The following is a 21114-nucleotide window of genomic DNA, read 5'->3' as shown; positions in this document are numbered from 1 at the left end:
TTCCCCCTTTGCTAAAGCGGCTTTTTAAATCCGCCAATGCTTTCTGTAATTTTTCCGGCTGTGTGAAGCAGCTGCTCAACGATAAGCGCCTTTCTTGCGAGCATGCGCTCCTTTGGCCCGGCGGTGCTGATCGCCGCATTCATTACGCCATCCGGACCATAGACAGGAGCCGCCAGACAAAACAAACCTTCTTCATTTTCTTCATTGTCAACGGCATATCCCTGTTCCAAAAATGTCTGCAGCTGCTTTTCCAGCTCATCTCTGGCGGTGATGGTATGCCCGGTAAACCGGATAAATTCCATGCGGTCGAGCAGCCCTTCCCTTTTGTCCTCCGGCATGAATGCCAAAAATACCTTGCCAAGCCCGGTGCAATATAGCGGCTTGCGCGAACCGGGCTGTGCGGTTGTTCTGATTGACCTGTTGTTATCGATTTTTGCGATGTAGACGAGCTGATCATCGGATAGAACGGCCATAAACACCGTCTCCTGAACGCCGTCCATCAGCTGTTTTAAAAACGGAACACCTTGCGACGAAATGTCGATCGACTCCATGGCAGCGGTTCCAACTTGGATCAGTTTTGCCCCCAGCCTGTAACGCTTGATAGCATCCTGCTGAAGGTATCCTTCATCCAAAAGTGTAGCGGCCAAATTGAATGTACTGCTCTGCGGCAGCGACAATTCTTTGCTGATCTCCTTTACGGTTAATCCATCCGGATGATTTGACAGCAATTCAAATATACGTACAACACGTACCGCGGATTTTACTGACATGACACCCTCCAACATTCACATATGTGATTCAAAATCAGGATCCTGATAATTCGGACGTATTCTAAACAGAAAGAATGCTCACGTCAACTATCCTATTAAACAAAAAAACTTTTTTATCAAACTTCAAATTACTGGTCTATCGAATCATTTATCAGATGCATGCAGGATTCACCCGCTCAGCTGCGAATATCTCTTCTCAGGAAAACAAGACCATCAAGGAGGTTTATGTATGAAGAGAAAAATGATGATGATCGGATTGGCGCTATCCGTAATAGCAGGCGGCGTGTTCGCCGATGGAACGGGAAATGCTGTTCAAGCGGCGCCTCAGGAAACAGCCATCGCAAAAGATGTCGAAAAATTCAGCAAAAAATTCAACGAAAATCGCGCCTATCAAACGATTTACCATTTAAGCGAAACAATCGGACCGCGTGTGACAGGCACGGCGGAAGAAAAAAAGAGCGCCGCTTTCATCGCCTCACAGATGAAAAAATCAAATCTGAAAGTGACCACACAAACCTTCAGCATACCTGATCGGCTGGAAGGAACGCTTACCGTTCAGGGAAATAACGTGCCTTCGCGGCCTGCCGCCGGTTCCGCCCCGACAGCAGCAGAAGGCCTGGCAGCTCCTCTCTATGATGCCGGCCTCGGCCTGCCCGGCGACTTCACCGAGGAAGCGAGAGGCAAAATCGCCGTCATTTTAAGAGGCGAGCTGACATTCTATGAAAAAGCAAAAAACGCTGCTGACGCAGGCGCAAGCGGAGTGATCATTTATAATAACGTCGACGGTCTCGTCCCTCTGACTCCGAATCTCAGCGGTAATAAAGTCGATGTTCCGGTAGTCGGCGTCAAAAAGGAAGACGGAGAAAAGCTGCTTTCTGAACAAGAAGCGATCTTGAAGCTGAAGGCTCATAAAAATCAAACATCGCAAAACGTGATCGGCGTCCGCAAAGCAAAAGGTGTCAAAAATCCGGACATCGTGTATGTGACTTCGCATTATGACAGCGTCCCTTATGCTCCCGGAGCCAATGACAATGCCTCCGGCACTTCAGTCGTCCTTGAACTGGCCCGGATCATGAAGACGGTTCCAGCCGACAAAGAAATTCGCTTTATTACATTCGGTGCCGAAGAAATCGGTCTCCTCGGATCGCGCCATTATGTCAGCACCTTGTCAGAGCGGGAAGTCAAACAGAGCGTTGCCAACTTTAACTTAGATATGGTGGCGACAAGCTGGGAAAATGCTTCACAGCTGTACATCAATACACCCGACGGTTCGGCAAACCTCGTCTGGGAGCTAAGTAAAGCCGCTTCTTTAAGCCTTGGGAAAGACGTATTATTTTTACATCAAGGCGGTTCATCCGACCATGTCCCATTCCATGAAGCCGGCATCGACTCGGCCAACTTCATTTGGAGAGAGCCGGGAACAGGTGCATTGGAGCCTTGGTACCACACCCCTTACGACACGATTGAACACATCAGCAAAGACAGGCTGAAAACAGCCGGTCAAATCGCGGGAACAGCCGTGTATAACCTGAGCAAAAAAGAAAACAGAAAACCGTCTTACAGCTCAGTCGCCCAATAATATTAAAAAGGAGCAGATCGAATTGATCTGCTCTTTTTTTTATACCGCTTCTTTTCAATCCTTCATCAGCTTAATAAACCGGAAGCTCATCAAAACGCTGCCGATGGCAACCACAATCATGACCACCCCCAGATCCTGAAAATGACCCGCGGTTATTTCTTCTCCAAACAACAGACCCAGAATGACGGACGAAAAGATCGAGCCAAGATAGCGGCATGTTTGGAAGAGCCCCGAAGTGGTCCCGACGATGTCCGGCGGACTTGCCGTAAACATGGCAGCCTGCAGGGCGACATTGCCGAGTCCGTAGCTGACCCCCAGCAAAGAGAGGATAATGCCTTTCCACAACATCGGTGCATCGACAAAAAACAATGTAAGCAGGATGGCGCCGGCCGCCATTATGCAAGAACCAATGAAAACAGGCTGCGTTTCACCTGAACGGTCAATCCATCTCCCGACGAAAGGTGAAATCAATACGCTCGTCCCGGACATGAACAGCATCAAAAGACCGCTCGCTTGAACGGAAAGGTGCATTTCATCCTGAAAATAACTCGGAAGTCCAAAAAACAAACAGTAGTTAAAGATGTTCAGCATAATAAATTGAGCATAGACCGAAGTTAGCGTCCTGCGCGCGATCAACAGTCTGATATCAATAAACGGGCTGCTCACTCTCAGCTCCCACCAAACAAACATCAAAAGCAAGACAAGCCCGAACATCCCCTCGGCAAAACGGGGCTCGCCCGTGCTCAATGAGAGCAGGAATGCCAGCAGGAGAACGATTCCGCCCGCAAACAGAAGAATCCCGGTCAGATCAAGCCGCTTGATGACGGCGCGGACATTTAAGCCGGCTTTTTTCTCATCTTTCGGAAACATGTACATCCCCAGCAAAAAGCTGAACAAAATAAATGGAAAGTTCACAAGGAAAATGGCGGGCCATCCCCCGAGAACGATTAAAAATCCCCCCACAGTCGGTCCAAAAGCGGTCATAGCCGAAGAAAAAATGGACAGCACACTTAGTGCTGACGCCCGCTTTTCATGAATGTGGCTTCTGATCAGGCCCACTCCCGAAGGATAAATGGCGCCGCTCCCAATCGATTGAAACAAACGCATGATCAATAAGACGGAAAAAGCCGGTGCGAGAGGAGCGCCGATTGCCGATACGGCAACGAGAACAAGCCCTGACAAAAACATCTTTTTCCGACCGATTAAATCGCCGATTTTTCCCGTGACAGGCTGCGCGACCGCACTGGCTAAATAAAAAGATGAAATCAGCCACGATACGGTTGCAAATGAAAGATGAAACTCATGCTGGATGCTGTGCAGCGCCAAAGAAATCATTGAAGAATTGAGCGGATTCAGCATCGTCCCTGATGCAACGGCTGTTAAAAACAGGGCGCGGTTCTTTTTCAATCCGGCCATTTACTTAGGGTAAAGCAGCCTTTCGCCAGCTCCGTCCGCTTTACCTTCCGCACCCGCATCACGGTCGAAAGCATTGCCGACGGTCCCGTATAAAGCAGCATCAAGCCGTTGCGACTCCCGGTTCATCATCGCTGCCGCTCCGTTTTGCAAACCGCATTCCGCAAGTTTTTCAATATCCGATTTCATTTTTAGACCTCCTCGTGCTCTTATCATTTTCTTGTTTTCTTTTTTCGATTCATGACAGTCATAACCTTTGATACAAAGGAGCGTTCTTCCTCTTTTCTTTTAGTTGAAAAACATATTTGACGAAGCTGGCATAGTGAAAAGTTCACAAAAGAAGAGCGCGAAGGCATCGCCGGGCCATGATTTCCAAAACAAAAAGCGGAAAGAAGTCGAGCGTCTTGCCGGAGATCAGGTGAAAGTGTGGATGAAGAGCGCGCTCGGCAAACTGCAGGGTGAATACCGGACGGACGTCTTGAAATTCTGGAATCGAAAAGCGGAAGGGAAATGGGATGAGATTTTCACCGAATCCGATATTACATATGAGGTTGATATTCAAGGATTGACAACTTCGGGTCAAGCGGCAGAAAAAAATAGCAGCCGGGCTAAAAAATGCCCGGCTGCTTTTTATTGATCCGCTTTTGTTCGAATATGAAGCATCTTTTCATCCAGATAGTTCGCGATGTCAGCCGCTTCTTTCAGCTCATCCGTGAGCTGGTTCGGCACTTCATTGTTCAATTTGTAGTAGATTTTATGTTCGAGGCTCGCCCAGAAATCCATCGCGATCGTCCTGATTTGAATCTCCACCTTGGCGTGCTCGACGCGGTTGGTCAAGTAAACAGGCACTTCTACAATCAGATGGAGGCTCCTGTATCCGTTCGGCTTCGGATTTTTAATGTAGTCTTTCATGTTTAAAATCTTGATGTCTTCGTGTTCCTTCAGCACTTCAACCATATTGTAAATATCGGATAAAAACGAGCAGACGATTCTGAGACCTGCGATATCATTGATGTGCTCCTTAGCGGCCTTTGTGGTAATATCGCAGCCCTTCCGCACAAGCTTGTTGATCAGGCTTTCAAAGCTTTTTACCCTTGATTTCGTATGCTCAATCGGGTTATGGCCATGGATTAAATTATATTCCTGGCTGATAATCGAAAATTTCGTATCCATTTGATCCAAGGCAAATTTATAGACAAGGAGTTCGTTCTTCCAGTCCTCCATCAGGTTTCTTAAATCTTCTATCTGGGCTTCAGGCAGTCCTATCATCTTATCTATCGCCATATCCATTATATTTTTCTCCTTATGACATCATATCGTTTTTTCAGTTAGTAGACGGGCACATCCACGGTAAAGTTTCGACTTAAATCGCAAGATCAAAAAGTGGTCTGGTTGATCATTTTCCACTTTTATAAATTTATTTCCCTTTCAAAAGTCATAAAACATTCATATTCTGTATTACCACTTTTCGGAGGTGAGAATATGTCATACTCTAATAGCTTCGCTTTGATCGTTGTATTATTTATTTTGCTGATCATTGTGGGTTCCGCTTTTGTAAAGTATTAATTCCTTCACGCACTTCCGACAAACTGCAGGTTCATATCGAAAAGCGCTCCGCTTTTCATATGAGCCTGTTTTTTTGTGATTTAAAAAGAAGTTATTTCCACAATAACAAAAAATGTTTATAATAGGATAGGCTCTGAGCTGACAACGCTCAGAAATAAAACTCTCCCACAAATGAAACTTTTATACAACATTTTCGTCTTATACTGTTGTTAAGGCAATTCAATAACGGAAAGGAAAAGATCAATGTTAAATAAGCTAAAAATGTTGTATGAAAAAACAACAATGAAGTGGCTGCTCAACACTTCCTATTACTTTCTTATTCTCGTACTGCTGTTTTTAATTTACGGATTCCACACAGCAAATACAGGTTCATATATTTATAATGACTTTTAATGGAGAAAAAAACAATGAAACTGATAGAAACTATTAAAAAATACGCGCAAACACAACCCGATACCCTTGCTTTTGTGAATGAAGAAGAAAAGCTGACATACGGAGAGCTTTGGTCACAATCTGAGCGCCTTGCCGCGCGGATTCAAAGCGAAGCATTAACAGAGGCTTCTCCGATCATTGTCTACGGACATATGAAACCGGTCATGGCGGTTTCTTTCCTGGCTTGCGTGAAAGCCGGCCATCCGTACATTCCAGTTGACGTATCGATTCCGGCAGACCGGATTCTGAAAATCATCAACAGCTCAAAAGCCGAGCTTATACTCAATAACTCAGGCACTTCGGTTGACACGGGAGATGCCCTCATTTCCGTTGTGGAACCGGGCGTTCTTGAAGGAGACGGGGTGCCGGAGACAGATCCCGGACGCTGGGTTCACGGTGAAGATACCTTTTACATTATCTACACATCCGGAAGCACGGGAAATCCAAAAGGCGTGCAAATCTCAGCCGCCAATCTTCAGAGCTTCACAGATTGGATCACGAATGACTTTCCGGTGGAAAGCGGCCAAGTGTTCTTAAATCAAGCCCCGTTTTCCTTTGATTTATCGGTGATGGACCTTTATCCGTGCCTGCAGTCCGGAGGCACATTATGGACGGTTACGAAAGATATGATTAACCGGCCGAAACTGTTGTTTGAAGCGCTGAAACAATCCAACGTCAACGTCTGGACATCAACGCCTTCATTCGCACAAATGTGCTTGATGGATCCGTCTTATTCTGAAGAGCTGCTTCCTGAACTGAGCTTGTTTATGTTCTGCGGAGAAACGCTTCCCGCGTCAGTCGCCAGACAACTTAAAGAGAGATTTCCGAAGGCTCGTGTTTTTAACACATACGGCCCGACCGAAGCGACTGTTGCCGTCACTTCCATCGAAGTAACAGACGACGTATTAAACAAGTATTCTTCTCTTCCCGTCGGTTCTGAAAAGCCGGAAACCGAGATCGTGATCATCGATGAAGACGGAAAAGCCGTCCAAGAAGGGGAAAAAGGCGAGATCATTATTACCGGAGCCAGCGTCAGCAAAGGCTATTTAGGCGAAAAAGCGCTGACGGAAAAAGCGTTTTTCTCTTACAACGGCGCCCCTGCTTATCGCACCGGTGACGCAGGGTACAAAGAAAACGGCCAGCTGTTCTTCCTCGGAAGACTCGATTTCCAAATCAAATTGCATGGCTACCGGATTGAGCTTGAAGAGATCGAATACCAAATCAATCAGTCCCGATACGTGCAGTCGGCGGTCGTTATTCCATACTACCGCGAGGAGAAAATCGAGTATCTGATCGCCATGATCGTGCCTGCCGAACACGATTTCGAAAAGGAATACCAGTTAACCAGCGCGATTAAGAAAGATTTGGGCAGCAAGCTGCCTGCATATATGATTCCGAGAAAATTCATGTATCAAAAAGAGATTCCGATGACAGCAAACGGTAAAATTGACCGCAAGAGATTAAAAGAAGAGGTAACCGTATGACACCCTATGGTTCATTTCTTTTCTTCATCATATTAGGAATTTTACTGGCGCCGACCATCATTCTCGGACTGAACGGAAAAAGCTTCCGCTTATATAACATGGCGGTTTCCGTTCTGGTTCTGGCGCTTATTTTTTCAAACAGCCTGCACGGGCTGATCATGCTGTGCCTGTTTACGCTTTGGCAGATGGTTCTGATCAAAGGCTATATCGCTTACCGTCTCAAAGCGAACAGCGGCATCGTATTTTGTCTCGCTGCAGCAGCTTCTATCCTGCCTCTGGCACTGTCAAAGCTGCTGCCGTTTTTCGCCGTTGACAACTGGGCAACATTTCTCGGTATCTCGTATTTAACTTTTAAAGGGGTTCAGCTCATCATTGAAACCCGCGACGGTCTCATTAAAAAGCAGCTCCCAATCAGCAGACTGCTTTACTTTATTCTCTTTTTCCCGACCATCTCGTCAGGTCCGATCGACAGGTACCGCCGTTTTGAAAAAGACGATCAGACGGTATGGACGAAGGAGCAATACGAAGAACTGCTTTACAAAGGAATCAATAAAATCTTTCTCGGCTTTTTATATAAATTCATTATCGGCTATTGTATTAATACGTATGTCATTATGAAACTGCCGTTTTTGACTTCCGGCAGCATCTCGCATGGCTTGGCATACATGTATGCGTACAGCCTTTATCTGTTTTTTGATTTTGCCGGCTACACTGCTTTTGCGGTCGGCGTCAGCTATATCATGGGAATCAAATCCCCTGAAAACTTTAATAAGCCGTTCATCAGCCGCAATATTAAAGATTTCTGGAACCGCTGGCATATGTCGCTTTCATTCTGGTTCAGAGACTACGTGTTCATGCGCTTTGTCCTTTGGATGACGAAGAAAAAATGGATCACAAACCGGATGGCTGTTTCCAATATCGGATATGTGCTGCTGTTCCTTCTGATGGGTGTCTGGCACGGCCTTGCCCCTCAGTACATCGTCTACGGGCTGTATCACGCGCTGCTCATGGTCGGCTTTAACTTCTTTGAAAAATGGAATAAGAAATACAAGTGGTGGCCGAACAATAAGTGGACGACAGCCGTCTCAGTCGTGGTGACCTTCCACTTCGTATGTTTTGGATTTTTAATTTTCTCAGGGAAACTAATACACTAAAAGGAGATTTTCATAATGGATTTTAATCAAGAAGTACTTTCAGTTTTAGCAGAGGTATGTCAGGACGATATCGTAAAGGAAAATCCGGATATTGATATTTTCGAAGAGGGAATCCTCGATTCCTTCGGCACGGTGGAATTGCTGCTTGCATTCGAAAGCCACTTTAACATCACAGTGCCGATTACAGAGTTTGACCGGGATGCATGGAACACGCCAAATCAAATCATAAAGCAGCTGAATGAGTTGAGATAATGAAAAAGCGTTTTTTATTCGGGCCAATCATCTTGGCATTTTTACTTTTTTTCACCGCGATCTTGATTCCAAATGCATGGCTGGCAAAACTGGTTCCTAAAGATCGTGTCGAAACTTCAGCTACAGAAATAAACCCGATGATGTTCCAGGGTATGTATCTTCAAGGCAAAGCGCTTGAAGATCCGAAATATCTGCCGATTTACGGATCATCGGAATTGTCCCGATTAGATGCCTTTCATCCGTCTAACTATTTTAAAGTAAACAACCAAGGGTTCACGCCTTACCTGGTCGGGAAAGGCGGTTCACAGTCCTTGATTCATGCAATCAACTTTGCGGCGCAGTCTGGTCAATTAAAGGGCAAGAAAATCGTTTTCATTATTTCTCCGCAGTGGTTTCAAAAAGACGGCTCGGACGAATCCCACTTTGCGCCGAACTTCTCGGCTTTGCAGGCATACGATCTTGTGTTCAATCAAAATGTCGATCCCGAGCTGAAGAAAAAAATCATCAAACGCATGCTTAAATTTCATGCAGTTACAAACGACGCTCTGCTTTCAGCCCTTTTTAAAGCCGAGCTCGATCAGGACAAAGTGGCGCTGTCCCTTCTGACGCCGCCGGCAAAAGCTTACCGGAGCATTCTGGAGAAAAAGGACATCTACTATTCCATGGTTGAAGGAAACGGACCGAAGCGGACCATTTCCCAGGATGTAAAAAACAAATCGTGGGATGAATTAAAGCAGATGGCCGAAAAGGTCGGCGCCAAAGAATCCCGCAACAATGAGTTTAAAATTTCAAACGGCGTTTATAAGAAATTGAAGCCGAAGCTGAAAAAGCTTAAAGGCCACAATAAAAAGATGAACTATGCCGAGTCAGTCGAGTTCCACGATTTCCATCTCATGATGGATGTTCTGAAAGAATCCGGCGCAGAACCGCTGTTCATCTCGGTTCCGGTCCACGGCAAGTTTTACGACTATACCGGCTTCCCTAAAAAAGGCCGGACAGATTTCTATAAAAAGATTAAAAAAGAAATCGAACAAGAAGGCTTTCAAGTTGCTGATTTAACGAATCATGAATATGATCCATACTTCTTGAAAGATACGCTCCACCTTGGCTGGAAAGGCTGGGTTTACGTCGATCAGGAGATCGAATCCTTTTATAAAAAGTCATCATAAAAAAGGATTCCCCCATGGGGAGTCCTTTTTTTGTCCGATTTAAATTTTTAAAGTTTCCAAAAATTCTATTTTACAAATTTCTCTGAAATCTATTGCGATTATCAAGAGAAGGTTTAAAATAGAAGATAAATATTTTTTGGAAAAAGACTAGAAACGGCAGGGAGAATGAATATGACAAAACAAACGATCAGCGTACAACTCAGTACAGCAAAAAAGCAAAAGCCAGAGGCTGACCGGCTCGAATTCGGCCGGACCTTTACCGACCACATGTTTATCATGGACTATACGGCTGAAAACGGCTGGCACGATCCGAGAATCGTTCCTTATCAGCCGATTGAAATGGACCCGGCTGCAATGGTTTACCACTACGGGCAGTCCGTTTTTGAAGGGTTAAAAGCTTACTTATCAAGCGAAGGCAGCGTTCTTCTGTTCAGACCTGAAAAAAACGTCGAGAGGCTCAATAAATCCAACGACCGCCTCTGCATTCCGCGGGTTGACCCTGACACCGTTCTGGAAGGGCTGAAGCAGCTGGTTCAGATCGACAAAGAGTGGATTCCTCAAGCTGAGGGGACATCCCTTTATATCCGTCCGTTCATTATTTCAACGGAACCGTACCTCGGCGTCGCTCCGTCCAATATGTATAAAATGCTGATCATTTTATCGCCGGTTGGATCTTATTACAAAGAAGGCATCCGCCCTGTGAAAATTGCCGTTGAAAGCGAATTTGTCCGTGCTGTGGCAGGCGGTACAGGCAATGCGAAAACGGCCGGCAACTACGCGGCGAGCCTGAAGGCTCAGGAAGTGGCGGAAAGCAAAGGCTTCTCGCAAGTACTTTGGCTTGACGGAGTAGAAAAGAAATACATTGAAGAAGTAGGCAGCATGAACATCTTCTTCAAAATCAGCGGTGAAATTGTCACTCCGGCTCTAAACGGAAGTATTTTGGAAGGCATTACGAGAAATTCCGTCATTCATCTATTAAAACAATGGGGACTTTCCGTAACCGAAAGGAAAATTTCAGTTGATGAACTGGTTCAGGCTCACAAAGACGGTCTGCTTGAAGAAGCGTTCGGCACCGGAACCGCCGCTGTCATTTCCCCGGTCGGCGAGCTGATCTGGAAAAACGAAAGCCTTGTGATCAACAGCGGACAAACAGGCGAAATCGCCAAAAGGCTCTACCAAACGATCACCGGTATTCAAAAAGGCGCTTTGCCTGACACATTCGGCTGGACAGTTGAAGTTGATAAAGTCAGCCAATCCTGCTAAGCGGTTTAAGCTCTCTTTTGCAAAAAAGAGGGCTTGCACCCTTATCGCGAAATGTACCGGCGGCAGGCTCTGTTTCCACACCGCTCGCCCCTCTTTTTCATTCCGCCTAGTCAATCCCCCGCACAAAACGATTCCATTTTATATATTTTATGTTAAAATTATCAATAACTACACCGGAAAGGAGAGATTATCCGTTCTCATGTAACATGCAAATCAAGAAAGGACGCTGAACAATGGATCAAACAAAATTGAGCGTCTGGGAAAAGAATTACACGTTCCTTTTCATCTCCAGGCTAATCAAAATCTCGGCTGACTGTTTTGCCTTCAACTCTATTTTATGGTTCTTAATTTTTGACGGAAAAGGTGCAATCGGCACCTCCCTGCTTCTTGCCGTCACTTTCCTCCCCGAAGCCTTTTTGGCGCCAGTTACAGGGCCTTTAGTCAAAAGAAGCGCCCTGAAATTCTGGATGTATTTTTCGGATTTAACAAGAGCAGCCGTCGTCATTACAATACCGATTTGCTACTTAAACGGCTTTTCACCGATGTGGTTTGTTTTAGGGCTCATGATCATCCATTCGGCAACTGGTGCGACTTATAACCCGGCGTCGATTACGCTGATTCCGCAGATCGTGAACGAAAATCTCATCCAAAAAGCCAACGCGATTCTCCAGTCTTCTTCAGAAATCATCAGGCTGGGAGCCGTTACATTGTGCGGTGTGCTGCTGACTTTTATCGGTCCTGCAACGACTTTGGTCTTTTCATTTATCTTTTATATCATATCGGGCCTATTCGTGCTTTGCATCAAATACACCATCATCCGGAATCAATCACAATCTAAGTCTCTTGCTCAAAGAGGTACATATTTTGCGAGATTAAAAAGAGGATTTACATTGGTGAAAAACCACAAAATATTATATCCGCTGGCGATTTACTGCATCTTCATGAACCTGGCGGCTTCACCCTGGGAAGCCCTTTCTGCGGTATATGTTGCAGAGGATTTAAACGGAACGCCGTTCATCCACTCGCTGCTGAAGGCTACGACGGCAGGAGGAGCATTTTTACTTGGTTTTATCCTTGCAAAAGTAAAAATCAACAGGTACGGACTCCTTTTCATCACGGCAGGCATACTTGAAGGTGCGGCTTATTTTATCGCTGGACTGAATACTTTCCTGCCGCTCGTATTTCTCGCAGCCTTTGCATTCGGAGCAGCCATCAGTTCGATCAATGTCCCCGAATTCACGATTATCCAGACATCTGTCGAAGGGGATGACCAGCCTCAAGTGTTCGCAGTCATCCATATGATCACAAATCTATCGCTTCCTTTAGGAGCAATTGCCTGCGGATATGCCGCAAAAACGCTTGGCGCGGGAAGCGTGATCGCAATCGGCGGCTTCATCGAAATCATTGCGGGCATCGGCATCCTCATATTCACTCAGCTTGCCAAAGCCCGGCAGTCAGATCTGGTCAAAGAAAAAGAAGCAAGCGCAAATATGTAGGCATGAATGGGACGGCCGCTGTTTCGCCGGGCCATTCGGACACGGCGGCGCCTATATCTATTAAAAGGTTCCGGCTGACACACCGGAACCTCAATTTTATTCCTATGCTTCTACAGATCTAAAAAACTGCGGAAGATGCTCTTTATGCGCTTCAAGCATTTCGTCCAGTATTTGTTTCGCAATCTTGTCGGACGGAACGAGCGGGTTGATTGTCATGGCGACAAGCGCGGTGTTGTAATCACCTGTAACAGCCGCTTCAGCCGCAACCCGTTCGAATGATTTGATTTGCTGGACAAGGCCCCTCACGGTGACAGGCAAATCTCCGACCGCGATCGGTTTCGGCCCGTTTTTCGTCATGACACAGTTGACTTCCACTGCGGAGTCATCCGGAATGCTTGCGATCGCTCCGTTATTCATCGTGTTGACAGGCTGAATATCGTGCTTATCATTATAAATCGAGCTGATCAAGTTGCAGGCGGCATCACTATAATATGCGCCGCCGCGCTTTTCAAGCTGGGGCGGTTTGATCGCCAGCTCCGGATCTTTATACAGCTCAAACAATTCCTTTTCAACTTGCTGAACGACCTCTGCACGCGTCCCTTCCGTTTTTGAAGCCTCCAGTTCATGTTCAAGCATCTCCTGCGTTTTGTAGTAGTAGCGGTGGTAGCCGCACGGAATCAGGCCGAGACCCCGGATAAAGTCAGGTTCCCACGATTCTCCGGAGATGTTTTTCATCGTCATCGCATTTTCGGGATCTGCCATCGCTTCGATCACTTTGTCTTTGACGCTGACGCCGTCCAGAAAAACGTCGAGTCCGAACACCATATGATTTAATCCGGCAAATTGAATGTTTATGCGGCTTTCATCAACATCAAGCGCTTTTGCAACCCCCATCTTCATGCCGATCGGCACATTGCAGAGCCCGACGACTTTTTTCAAATTAGAGTAGCGGAGCAGTGCTTCAGTCACCATGCCTGCCGGGTTGGTAAAGTTGACAAGCCACGCGTCAGGGCACAGTTCTTCGATGTCTTTTGCAATCTCAAGGATGACCGGAATGGTGCGGAGCCCCTTGAAAAGACCGCCCGGTCCATTTGTTTCCTGTCCGATCACCCCGTATTTTAATGGAATTCGTTCATCTTTTGCCCTCGCTTCGAGCAAACCGACACGGAATTGCGTCGTGACAAAATCAGCGTCTTTTAAAGCCTCCCTGCGGTCGAGCGTCAGATGGACTTCGATCGGGACGCCCGCTTTTTCGACCATTCGCTTCGCCAGCGTGCCGACGATATTGAGTTTTTCTTCCCCTTCCGGTATATCGACGAGCCAGAGCTCGCTGACCGGAAGTTGGTCATGCCGTTTGATTAATCCCTCGACAAGCTCGGGCGTATAACTAGAACCTCCGCCAATTGTTACGATTTTCAATCCTTTTTTCATCAATTGACACCTCCGTGGACATTCATTTTTTCATACAGCTCGACAATCTCCGCGGCCAAATCTTTCATGGTCATCGCATTCATTAAATGATCTTGGGCATGAATCATGAGAAGTGAGGGTTCGGTTTTCGCCCCCTTCGCTTCATTTTGAATCAAAGCTGTCTGAAAATGATGCGCCTTGATCAGTTCTTCGTCAGCCGCCCGGATCTTTTCTTTTGCAGCGGCGAAATCTCCCTTTTTGGCTTCGGCTATCGCTTCCATGCAAAAGCTCCTGCCGTTTCCTCCGTGAAGGATAATTTGAAATATCGTTCGTTCCAATTCCTCGGACATCTTGGCACCCCTTTTCTATACACTGGCCTGTTGACCATCGCTTACGGCCGTTCCGGCCTCCAGTTCGCTCTCTTCTCTCAGCTTTTGTAGATCCCACATTCTAAAGAACGGATAGTATACGACAAACGAGATCAACAAATTAATCAACTGCATGACCGCTCCGGAAATTTTCCCTCCTGTTGCTAAATATCCGGAAAAGCCGGGCGGCATTGTCCACGGCACCGCAATCCCAGCCGGCTTTGCGACAAGACCTGTACTCATTCCAATATAGGTTGCCGTTAACATTAACAGCGGCGACACGATGAACGGAATCAGCAGCATCGGATTCATGACGATCGGCATGCCGAAAATAATCGGTTCGTTGATGTTAAAAATAGCGGGACCGATGGCTAATCTGCCGAGCTGTTTCATCTGTTTGCTTCGCGCTCTAACAAACATCGTAATGACCAAAGCCAAAGTGGCGCCGCTTCCGCCGATGTTAACCCAAATCTCAAAAAACTGTGTCGTAAATATGTTTGGGAGCGCTTCACCGGCTTGGAAAGCGAGGCGGTTTTCGTCCATCGCACCGTACCAGATCGGCGACATCACTCCGCCGACAATGTTTGCTCCGTGAAGGCCGCAGGACCACAGCAGCATTTTCACAGTTTCGGCTATAAGGCTTCCGCCGAGACTGCCTCCAAGGATGGATAGAGGTGTGCCTAAAAGTACGTTGACGACATTATGGAGGCTTCCAAACGGCGTCATCTCAATTAAAAGGCGCGCCCCCCAAATCGAGCCGATAACGGCGAATCCCGGAATCAGAGCGATAAATGATTTGCTGACAGCCGGCGGTACGCCGTCCGGCATTTTGACGACAATATCCTTTTGAACGACCCAGCGGTAAACCTCAGTCGAGAACATCGCGATCAGCATGCCGACAAACAGACCTTTGCTTCCCATTAATGAAATCGGGATGCCGCCCGACACTAAAATTTCCTCTGTTGCGCCTTCCGGTGTGAACGGAATCTGGTAGGGGGTCGCAAGCAGAAAAGCTGCTACGGCAATGGCACCTGATGACAGAGCATCAATGTCGTATTTTTCGGCCAGCCGGTAGGCGATGCCGAACGTTGCGATCAGCGCCATAATGTCAAAGCTGACATTAACCGGGTAGCTTAATTTATCAGCCCATTGCTCGCCGAAAATCCCCGCCATGAATTCCGGATATCCCGGAATCGGCAAATTGGCTAAGATGAGAAACAGCGATCCGATAATGATTAATGGCATGGTCAGAATAATACCGTCTCTGAGTGCCTGCAAATGGCGCTGGGCGGCAATTCTGCCGGCAACCGGCATGACCTTCTCCTCTAAAAACGCATTAAACTTATTCACTTGTGCCGCCTCCTTTAAGAGCCGGCAAGCTGTTCGGCGGATTTTAACACTTCTGCCCCATTACAAGTTCCGTAATGGACCGTATTGATGACATCGACGGGTACACCTTTCGATTCTCCTAATTTTTTTAATTGCGGGAGCATGTAACGGACTTGCGGGCCAAGAAGCAATACGTCGGCTTTATCGATATGATTCTGAACCTCTCCTCCGGAAACGGCCCAGATTTTATAGTCTTTGCCTTGTTCCTCTGCACTTTTTTCCATTTTCGTCACAAGCAGACTCGTTGACATTCCTGCAGCGCAAGCTAGTAAGATATTCATGTTCATATGTCCCCCTTTTACGTATCGTGTATGATCTCTTTTACAGTTCCATCATACAATGAAACCGTTTTCATATACACTTAATGATTTTCCTCAGTGAAGAGGAAAAAAGACAAGGGGACATCTTCATTTTGCATATCGATGAGCCGGCCTGCTTTTTTTGAAGACGGACATAAACTCCCCGTACGTTTTGCATTTCAGAAGCTCCCGGACAATGACCCTGTCATCTAAAACACGGCCCAAAAATTTGTACATCTCTTGCAAATTTGCTGTATTGTCCTTTTCCACGCAAAGAAGGCAAACGAATTGAACCCTCTTATTCTCCCAGACTATCGGTTTTTGCAGCGTACAAACCGCCCAAAAAGTCGAATCGGTTTTTGGTGCCATCGGATGCGGAATTGCAACCAGATTACCGAAGCAAGTGGGCGCAACGGCCTCCCGTTCAAAGACGGAGGCTTCAAGCCCAGCGTCTGCAAGCCCTGATTGCATCACTTTTCCGCACAGAAAGCGGAGGACCTCCTCTCGGGAAGACAGACTTTCCTGCAAAAAGACGAGCTGTTTTTTCGTATAGGTCGAAGCGATTCCGTCATCTTCAGCAAGCACCTGTTCTATTTTCGTTAAATCTCCCCCTCCCAATATGGCGTTAACTTGAATCACCGGAATAGGAAGATCAGCGGACAGCGGTATGGTGCTGATGACAAAATCGAGTGCATGGAGAGACATTTGATTCAGCTTGTAGTAATCAACTGTTCCAAGGATTTCAAGCTTTGAACCGAATGTAGCCCGCAGTCTGTCTTGAAGCAGCATGGCGCTTCCGGCTCCTGACGCGCAGACAATCATGCAGCGTTTTGAGGGCCTGTTCATGTTTCGTCTTTCCATGGCTGCGCCGATATGCAGAGCGAGATAGCCGACCTCGCTTTCCTGAATGTCAAATCCCGTCTCTTTTTTGATGACTTCACCAGCTTGAATCCCGGCTTCAAATGCGAGGGGATAATTGGCTTTAATTGCGTCCAGCATCGGATTTCTGATATTCATGCCGTATCTGCAGCGATTCAGAGCCGGTTTCAGGTGAAGACCGAGACCGATTTTTAATTCTTTGTCATTCCCAATGCCAAGGGTAAATTTTTGATCGATGGCTTTCATGATCAATTTCGTCAGCCGGTCTGTCTCTTCATCCATCATATTTTCGATTGCATCGCTGCGAATGGAGGCCATAACCGTCCTTTTCGCGCCAAGCAGATGGATAGCGATGTAGGCCGTTTCTTTATCCGGAAATGCCACTTGCAGCTTTTGTTCAAGAGTGCGGACAATCTCCTTCGCCACTTCATATTCTTTATGATTCATAATCTCCTTTACATCTTTGGAATAAAGAGAAACATGTTTGCCGCTTCGAATACGTTTGCATGCAATGGCGACGTGAATGAGAAGGTTGTTTAGTCCGATATCTGAAAGAGAAATGTGATCTTCGCTTATTTTTTCTAAAATCGTCTGACGGATCATAGCCAGCTCTTCTTTTGGGAGGATGGATATCCGGGTGTTCATAATATCAATATCCGTTTCCCGCTTTGGAAAAAGGTGCTCTGCGATGCAGGATCGCAGCTTCATCTCATCTCCCTTCAGCTTAAAGCCGTAATTCGGTTTGATCTCCAGTTCGATGTCGTAAGGTTTAAGCCTTTTCTTCACATCTCTCATATCGTTTTGGACCGTCGATTTGCTGATAAACATCTCACCGGCTAAATCTTCAAGTTTGACATACTCCTCAGTTAAGAGAAGCCTTTTTAATAAATAGAGAATACGCTCATTCGGAAAAACGGGAGTAGAAAGCTCTTCATGAAATGTGTGCTGCAGAAGCTGGCGAAAGAGGCGGTCATTCTTGATGGAGAGCCGATAGCCTGCACCTCTGATCGATTGGACGGCAGCGCCGTTTTTGGAGAGAAGCCGGTCTAATTCTTTCACATCTGACCTGATCGTCCGAGAGGTCACATTTAGCTCATTGGCCAAATATGTGCTGGTTAACGGTGATTCTGCTCCTATCAATTCGCCGAGGATAAGCTTAAGCCGAGCATTGAGCATAGAAAAAGACCCTCCCACTAAGATACTTGAACCGAGACCAAACCCATACACTCAGGTATATTCATTCTTTTTGTGAAATTTGTCTCATAGTTAAGTAAATTCTATTATGGCTGCGCTTTCAAGTCAATTTGGCCTTTCTCCAAGAAAAAAAGCCGGTTTACCCGGCTTTCAGATTCTTTTTCTCTCTTCGGCTTTTGATGATTTTCCATGCGATCGGATAGATGACAGGCGCCCATTTGACGGCGCTTTTAAACACTTTTTTCATAGCTTGACTCCCTCCTGTTTTTTTATTGTTTTCCCTGTTGAACGGGAGCCAAACCTTTTAACTATCTTGAGACATAGCGGTTTTCTTTTATCCAGAAACGCCAAGGGTATTCCCTCGCTTCTCCAGAGTTGTCAATTCCAATTCGCGGGCCGCACAAAATGTTCTGAGGTTCATATCCCTTTGCGATATAAAGCGGCGGCGATGTCAGCGGTCTGCCGTAATCGTTCATCGTGATGGAAAGCGCTTTTGTCAGCTTTCCCGGTCCGTTCGTCCAATCGCGCGGTTTCTTTCCGCTCCTTCGCTTCTCCATCAGCGCGAGGCCTTCATGGGGTTCAAGCGCTCTGATCAGCACGGCCTCAGGTTCATCGGCTCCTCCGCTTACAACATTGATGAGTGTGTGGGTGTGCATGGTGTACGTATAGACCAAGCCGGCTTCATGAAACATGATTTCCGTACGTTTCGTCCGGCGGTTGCCGTAGCTGTGCGCCGCTCTGTCCCCGGGCCCTCTATAAGCCTCTGTCTCCACAATATATCCTGAAGCAGTCCCTTCTTCTGTTTCCTTGACAAGAAGACAGCCTAACAGGGATTGAGCGAGTTCAATTGTTGGTTTGCTATAAAATTCGAGCGGGAGAGGTTCGTGAGCTGGATTCATTTTTGGATGGCCTCCTTTTTGCTCAAAGGCGAAATGCCTCTTTGTCGATTGTGATATATTTTACCATTTTCGACAGACGGGATGCCAGAAAATGAAGGTGCCTTGATTAAGATGAGGATCTCCCATTGATTTTATTTTTCAGTCTTTCATGGATGACATTGACATATCTGTATTATTGTATACAATAATAATTATATTCTGAAAAAAGGAGGCGAAAGCTTTTTTCATGCACTCTTCAAATCCAGTCAAAAGACAGTCTGCAAGTGATTACGCTTACAATGAATTAAGAACGAAGATCATCGAACTTGAATACCCTCCCTCTGAACAGCTTGCTGAAGACAGTCTTGCAAAGGGTTTAAACATCAGCAGAACTCCTCTTCGCCAGGCTCTTTACCGGCTGGAGCTTGAAGGATTGGTCAGTAAACAGCCGAACGGCCGGCTTCGCGTATGCCCGATTTCGCTCGCTGAAGCGAAAGAGGTTTTTAAAGTTCGGGAAGCGCTTGAAGGACTGCTCACTGCCGAAGCCGCACAGCTGGTGACACCGGAGAGCCTTCATCAGCTTGAAGACCGCATCGAACTGATGAAACTGGCTGCCGTAAAGGGCCGCAAAACAGATACGGTCAAATACGGATCAGAATTTCATTCCATCTTGCACGCCATCAGCACAAACGCAACCGCAAAACGTTTTCTGGATCAGCTTGAAAGCAGGATCGAACGGTATCGCAGAATCAGCGGATACAAAAATCCTGACTACAAACCGTCTGTATCTTTCAATGAACACTTGGACATTTTTAATGCCGTCAAAGAAAAAAACAGCGTTTTGGCAGAAGCCGCCATGCGTTCCCACATTAAACGAAGCTTGCGTTCCATTGAAGAAACGCTGGAACGTTCATACTAATCCGCCGAACAGCCAATGCCATTCTCACAGCACGTTTTTGACACAAAAGTTAAAAAACGAATAAGAGGTGGAAAAATGGGCAAACAAGGTGTATTTAAACCGGGATTAGAAGGCGTTATTGCTGGGGAAACGAACATTTCCTTCTTAGATACGGAAGCGGAACAAATCGTCATTAAAGGCTATGATTTAATCGAACTTGCAGAACAAAAAACATATCTTGACCTCGTCTATCTCCTCCTTCAAAATAAACTGCCTGATCCAATGGAATTGCAAGGAATTGAAAGCGCTATAAAAAATTCGTATGAACTGCCCGGCGGAATCTATACCATTCTGAAGGCGCTTCCGAATAACACCCATCCGATGGATGCGCTCCGAACCGGGATTTCCGCTTTAGCTGGATATGATCCTGAATTGAATGACAGGTCTCCATCAGCAAACAGAAGCAAAGCGCTGCGCTTGATCGCACAGGTTCCGAATATTACCGCCAACAGCTACCGCATCCTTCACCAGAAAAATGTCATCACGCCTGATAAACAGCTTTCATTCAGCCAGAACTTTTTATACATGCTGACGGAAAAAGAACCGACTCCGGAAGAAACAGCCGTCTTTGATCAGACATTAATGCTGTACAGCGAGCACGAAATGCCGAACTCCACATTTGCCGCAAGAGTCATCGCATCGACAAACACAGACATATACGGTGCTTTCACAGGCGCCGCTGCATCGCTTAAAGGACATTTGCACGGCGGCGCGAATGAAGCAGTGATGTACATGCTGCTCGAAGGAGAAACAAAATCGGGCTTCTGCAAGCTGATTGAGCATAAGTTAAGCAGAAAAGAAAAAATCATGGGCTTCGGCCACCGCGTCTATATGAAAAAAATGGACCCGCGCGCAGCCCTGCTGAAAAAGGCGCTCTATTCGCTATCTCATAAAACCGGCCGACAGGATTTATATGAGATGTGTGATGCCGGTGAAAAGCTGATGCGCGAAGAAAAAGGCCTGTATCCGAACCTCGACTACTATGCGGCTCCGGTCTATTACCTGCTCGGCATACCGATCGATCTCTATACTCCGATATTTTTCGCGGCACGTTCGGTCGGTCTAAGCGCGCATGTCATTGAACAGCACGAAGACAACAGGCTATTCCGCCCGAGAGTTCACTATACCGGACCGCGTCATCTTCATCCATAGTTCGCCTTT

General features: G+C 46.5%; 22 protein-coding genes. 12 read left to right on the top strand and 10 right to left on the bottom strand.

Annotated features, from left to right (window positions below; genetic code table 11):
- Nucleotides 1–11 precede the first annotated feature (11 nt).
- On the bottom strand, nt 12–770 hold the full coding sequence (locus tag ACH97_RS03820; protein WP_035337962.1) for an IclR family transcriptional regulator: 759 nt from the start codon (nt 768–770) through the stop codon (nt 12–14).
- A 229-nt stretch (nt 771–999) separates the two neighbouring features.
- Here ACH97_RS03820 and ACH97_RS03815 point away from each other — a divergent pair, with 229 nt between their 5' ends.
- Nucleotides 1000–2349: a M28 family peptidase gene (locus ACH97_RS03815; protein WP_035337966.1), complete on the top strand. Its 1350-nt coding sequence runs from the start codon at nt 1000–1002 to the stop codon at nt 2347–2349.
- Between the two features lie 54 nt (nt 2350–2403).
- Here the strand turns inward: ACH97_RS03815 and ACH97_RS03810 are convergent, their stop codons facing one another.
- Both ACH97_RS03810 and ACH97_RS03805 read right to left on the bottom strand, forming a co-directional pair.
- On the bottom strand, nt 2404–3765 hold the full coding sequence (locus tag ACH97_RS03810) for an MFS transporter (protein ID WP_023856964.1): 1362 nt from the start codon (nt 3763–3765) through the stop codon (nt 2404–2406).
- Entirely contained in the window at nt 3766–3951 is a 186-nt protein-coding gene (locus ACH97_RS03805) for a hypothetical protein (protein WP_023856963.1), read from the bottom strand.
- A 133-nt stretch (nt 3952–4084) separates the two neighbouring features.
- Here ACH97_RS03805 and ACH97_RS23350 point away from each other — a divergent pair, with 133 nt between their 5' ends.
- Nucleotides 4085–4399, top strand: coding sequence for a Ger(x)C family spore germination C-terminal domain-containing protein (locus ACH97_RS23350; protein WP_161513289.1), 315 nt, complete (start codon nt 4085–4087; stop codon nt 4397–4399).
- Here ACH97_RS23350 and ywaC read toward each other — a convergent pair.
- A complete protein-coding gene (ywaC, locus tag ACH97_RS03795; RefSeq protein WP_031305127.1) occupies nt 4393–5031 on the bottom strand; it encodes a GTP pyrophosphokinase YwaC in 639 nt (212 codons plus the stop codon). The two genes, ACH97_RS23350 and ywaC, sit on opposite strands and share 7 nt — an antisense overlap.
- Before the next feature lie 213 nt (nt 5032–5244).
- On the opposite strand from ywaC, the gene ACH97_RS22700 reads away from it, so the two are divergent.
- The 8 genes from ACH97_RS22700 (at nt 5245) to ACH97_RS03760 (ending at nt 12578) form a co-directional block, all read left to right on the top strand.
- Nucleotides 5245–5328, top strand: a complete 84-nt coding sequence (locus ACH97_RS22700; RefSeq protein WP_016885663.1) for a YjcZ family sporulation protein — start codon at nt 5245–5247, stop codon at nt 5326–5328.
- Between the two features lie 243 nt (nt 5329–5571).
- Nucleotides 5572–5721, top strand: a complete 150-nt coding sequence (locus ACH97_RS03790; RefSeq protein WP_023856959.1) for a teichoic acid D-Ala incorporation-associated protein DltX — start codon at nt 5572–5574, stop codon at nt 5719–5721.
- Nucleotides 5722–5735: 14 nt separating this feature from the next.
- On the top strand, nt 5736–7244 hold the full coding sequence (gene dltA / locus ACH97_RS03785) for a D-alanine--poly(phosphoribitol) ligase subunit DltA (RefSeq protein ID WP_023856958.1): 1509 nt from the start codon (nt 5736–5738) through the stop codon (nt 7242–7244).
- Nucleotides 7241–8398 (top strand): D-alanyl-lipoteichoic acid biosynthesis protein DltB, encoded by a 1158-nt coding sequence (dltB, locus tag ACH97_RS03780; protein WP_023856957.1) that lies wholly within the window; start codon nt 7241–7243, stop codon nt 8396–8398. Before dltA ends, dltB begins: the two co-directional genes overlap by 4 nt.
- A gap of 15 nt (nt 8399–8413) precedes the next feature.
- Nucleotides 8414–8650: a D-alanine--poly(phosphoribitol) ligase subunit 2 gene (dltC, locus tag ACH97_RS03775; protein ID WP_003186284.1), complete on the top strand. Its 237-nt coding sequence runs from the start codon at nt 8414–8416 to the stop codon at nt 8648–8650.
- Nucleotides 8650–9819 (top strand): D-alanyl-lipoteichoic acid biosynthesis protein DltD, encoded by a 1170-nt coding sequence (gene dltD / locus ACH97_RS03770; protein ID WP_025810589.1) that lies wholly within the window; start codon nt 8650–8652, stop codon nt 9817–9819. The genes dltC and dltD overlap by 1 nt, the downstream gene beginning before the upstream one ends.
- A gap of 171 nt (nt 9820–9990) precedes the next feature.
- Nucleotides 9991–11082: a branched-chain amino acid aminotransferase gene (locus ACH97_RS03765; protein ID WP_035337973.1), complete on the top strand. Its 1092-nt coding sequence runs from the start codon at nt 9991–9993 to the stop codon at nt 11080–11082.
- 233 nt (nt 11083–11315) lie between these two features.
- Nucleotides 11316–12578, top strand: a complete 1263-nt coding sequence (locus ACH97_RS03760; protein WP_020453400.1) for an MFS transporter — start codon at nt 11316–11318, stop codon at nt 12576–12578.
- A gap of 102 nt (nt 12579–12680) precedes the next feature.
- On the opposite strand, the gene licH is transcribed toward ACH97_RS03760, so the two are convergent.
- From licH to ACH97_RS03730, 6 genes are all read right to left on the bottom strand, one after another.
- Nucleotides 12681–14009 (bottom strand): 6-phospho-beta-glucosidase LicH, encoded by a 1329-nt coding sequence (gene licH, locus ACH97_RS03755; protein WP_020453401.1) that lies wholly within the window; start codon nt 14007–14009, stop codon nt 12681–12683.
- A complete protein-coding gene (locus ACH97_RS03750) occupies nt 14009–14338 on the bottom strand; it encodes a PTS lactose/cellobiose transporter subunit IIA (RefSeq protein ID WP_020453402.1) in 330 nt (109 codons plus the stop codon). Before ACH97_RS03750 ends, licH begins: the two co-directional genes overlap by 1 nt.
- 15 nt (nt 14339–14353) lie before the next feature.
- Complete coding sequence (gene celB / locus ACH97_RS03745) at nt 14354–15706, bottom strand: PTS cellobiose transporter subunit IIC (protein ID WP_020453403.1); 1353 nt, start codon at nt 15704–15706, stop codon at nt 14354–14356.
- A 14-nt stretch (nt 15707–15720) separates the two neighbouring features.
- Nucleotides 15721–16026, bottom strand: a complete 306-nt coding sequence (gene licB / locus ACH97_RS03740) for a PTS lichenan transporter subunit IIB (RefSeq protein ID WP_003186297.1) — start codon at nt 16024–16026, stop codon at nt 15721–15723.
- Nucleotides 16027–16152: 126 nt separating this feature from the next.
- Nucleotides 16153–18099: a BglG family transcription antiterminator gene (locus tag ACH97_RS03735; RefSeq protein WP_020453405.1), complete on the bottom strand. Its 1947-nt coding sequence runs from the start codon at nt 18097–18099 to the stop codon at nt 16153–16155.
- 326 nt (nt 18100–18425) lie between these two features.
- The gene (locus ACH97_RS03730; protein WP_020453407.1) at nt 18426–19016 is read right to left on the bottom strand and encodes a DNA-3-methyladenine glycosylase; all 591 of its coding nucleotides are present in this window, start codon (nt 19014–19016) and stop codon (nt 18426–18428) included.
- 226 nt (nt 19017–19242) lie between these two features.
- On the opposite strand from ACH97_RS03730, the gene ACH97_RS03725 reads away from it, so the two are divergent.
- Nucleotides 19243–19914: a GntR family transcriptional regulator gene (locus ACH97_RS03725; RefSeq protein WP_003186304.1), complete on the top strand. Its 672-nt coding sequence runs from the start codon at nt 19243–19245 to the stop codon at nt 19912–19914.
- 75 nt (nt 19915–19989) lie between these two features.
- Nucleotides 19990–21105, top strand: a complete 1116-nt coding sequence (gene mmgD / locus ACH97_RS03720; protein WP_020453408.1) for a citrate synthase — start codon at nt 19990–19992, stop codon at nt 21103–21105.
- The last annotated feature ends 9 nt before the right edge of the window (nt 21106–21114 follow it).

The organism is Bacillus paralicheniformis, from assembly GCF_001042485.2.
Classification (GTDB): Bacteria; Bacillota; Bacilli; order Bacillales; family Bacillaceae; genus Bacillus; species Bacillus paralicheniformis.
Note: the sequence above shows the minus strand (reverse complement) of the source record. Positions and strands in the feature narration are given on the sequence as shown.

Coding starts and splice junctions, on each gene's coding strand:
- ACH97_RS03820 (WP_035337962.1), bottom strand. CDS start 770: ATGTCAGTAAAATCCGCGGTACGTGTTGTACGTATATTTGAATTGCTG.
- ACH97_RS03815 (WP_035337966.1), top strand. CDS start 1,000: ATGAAGAGAAAAATGATGATGATCGGATTGGCGCTATCCGTAATAGCA.
- ACH97_RS03810 (WP_023856964.1), bottom strand. CDS start 3,765: ATGGCCGGATTGAAAAAGAACCGCGCCCTGTTTTTAACAGCCGTTGCA.
- ACH97_RS03805 (WP_023856963.1), bottom strand. CDS start 3,951: ATGAAATCGGATATTGAAAAACTTGCGGAATGCGGTTTGCAAAACGGA.
- ywaC (WP_031305127.1), bottom strand. CDS start 5,031: ATGATAGGACTGCCTGAAGCCCAGATAGAAGATTTAAGAAACCTGATG.
- ACH97_RS22700 (WP_016885663.1), top strand. CDS start 5,245: ATGTCATACTCTAATAGCTTCGCTTTGATCGTTGTATTATTTATTTTG.
- ACH97_RS03790 (WP_023856959.1), top strand. CDS start 5,572: ATGTTAAATAAGCTAAAAATGTTGTATGAAAAAACAACAATGAAGTGG.
- dltA (WP_023856958.1), top strand. CDS start 5,736: ATGAAACTGATAGAAACTATTAAAAAATACGCGCAAACACAACCCGAT.
- dltB (WP_023856957.1), top strand. CDS start 7,241: ATGACACCCTATGGTTCATTTCTTTTCTTCATCATATTAGGAATTTTA.
- dltC (WP_003186284.1), top strand. CDS start 8,414: ATGGATTTTAATCAAGAAGTACTTTCAGTTTTAGCAGAGGTATGTCAG.
- dltD (WP_025810589.1), top strand. CDS start 8,650: ATGAAAAAGCGTTTTTTATTCGGGCCAATCATCTTGGCATTTTTACTT.
- ACH97_RS03765 (WP_035337973.1), top strand. CDS start 9,991: ATGACAAAACAAACGATCAGCGTACAACTCAGTACAGCAAAAAAGCAA.
- ACH97_RS03760 (WP_020453400.1), top strand. CDS start 11,316: ATGGATCAAACAAAATTGAGCGTCTGGGAAAAGAATTACACGTTCCTT.
- licH (WP_020453401.1), bottom strand. CDS start 14,009: ATGAAAAAAGGATTGAAAATCGTAACAATTGGCGGAGGTTCTAGTTAT.
- ACH97_RS03750 (WP_020453402.1), bottom strand. CDS start 14,338: ATGTCCGAGGAATTGGAACGAACGATATTTCAAATTATCCTTCACGGA.
- licB (WP_003186297.1), bottom strand. CDS start 16,026: ATGAATATCTTACTAGCTTGCGCTGCAGGAATGTCAACGAGTCTGCTT.
- ACH97_RS03735 (WP_020453405.1), bottom strand. CDS start 18,099: ATGCTCAATGCTCGGCTTAAGCTTATCCTCGGCGAATTGATAGGAGCA.
- ACH97_RS03730 (WP_020453407.1), bottom strand. CDS start 19,016: ATGAATCCAGCTCACGAACCTCTCCCGCTCGAATTTTATAGCAAACCA.
- ACH97_RS03725 (WP_003186304.1), top strand. CDS start 19,243: ATGCACTCTTCAAATCCAGTCAAAAGACAGTCTGCAAGTGATTACGCT.
- mmgD (WP_020453408.1), top strand. CDS start 19,990: ATGGGCAAACAAGGTGTATTTAAACCGGGATTAGAAGGCGTTATTGCT.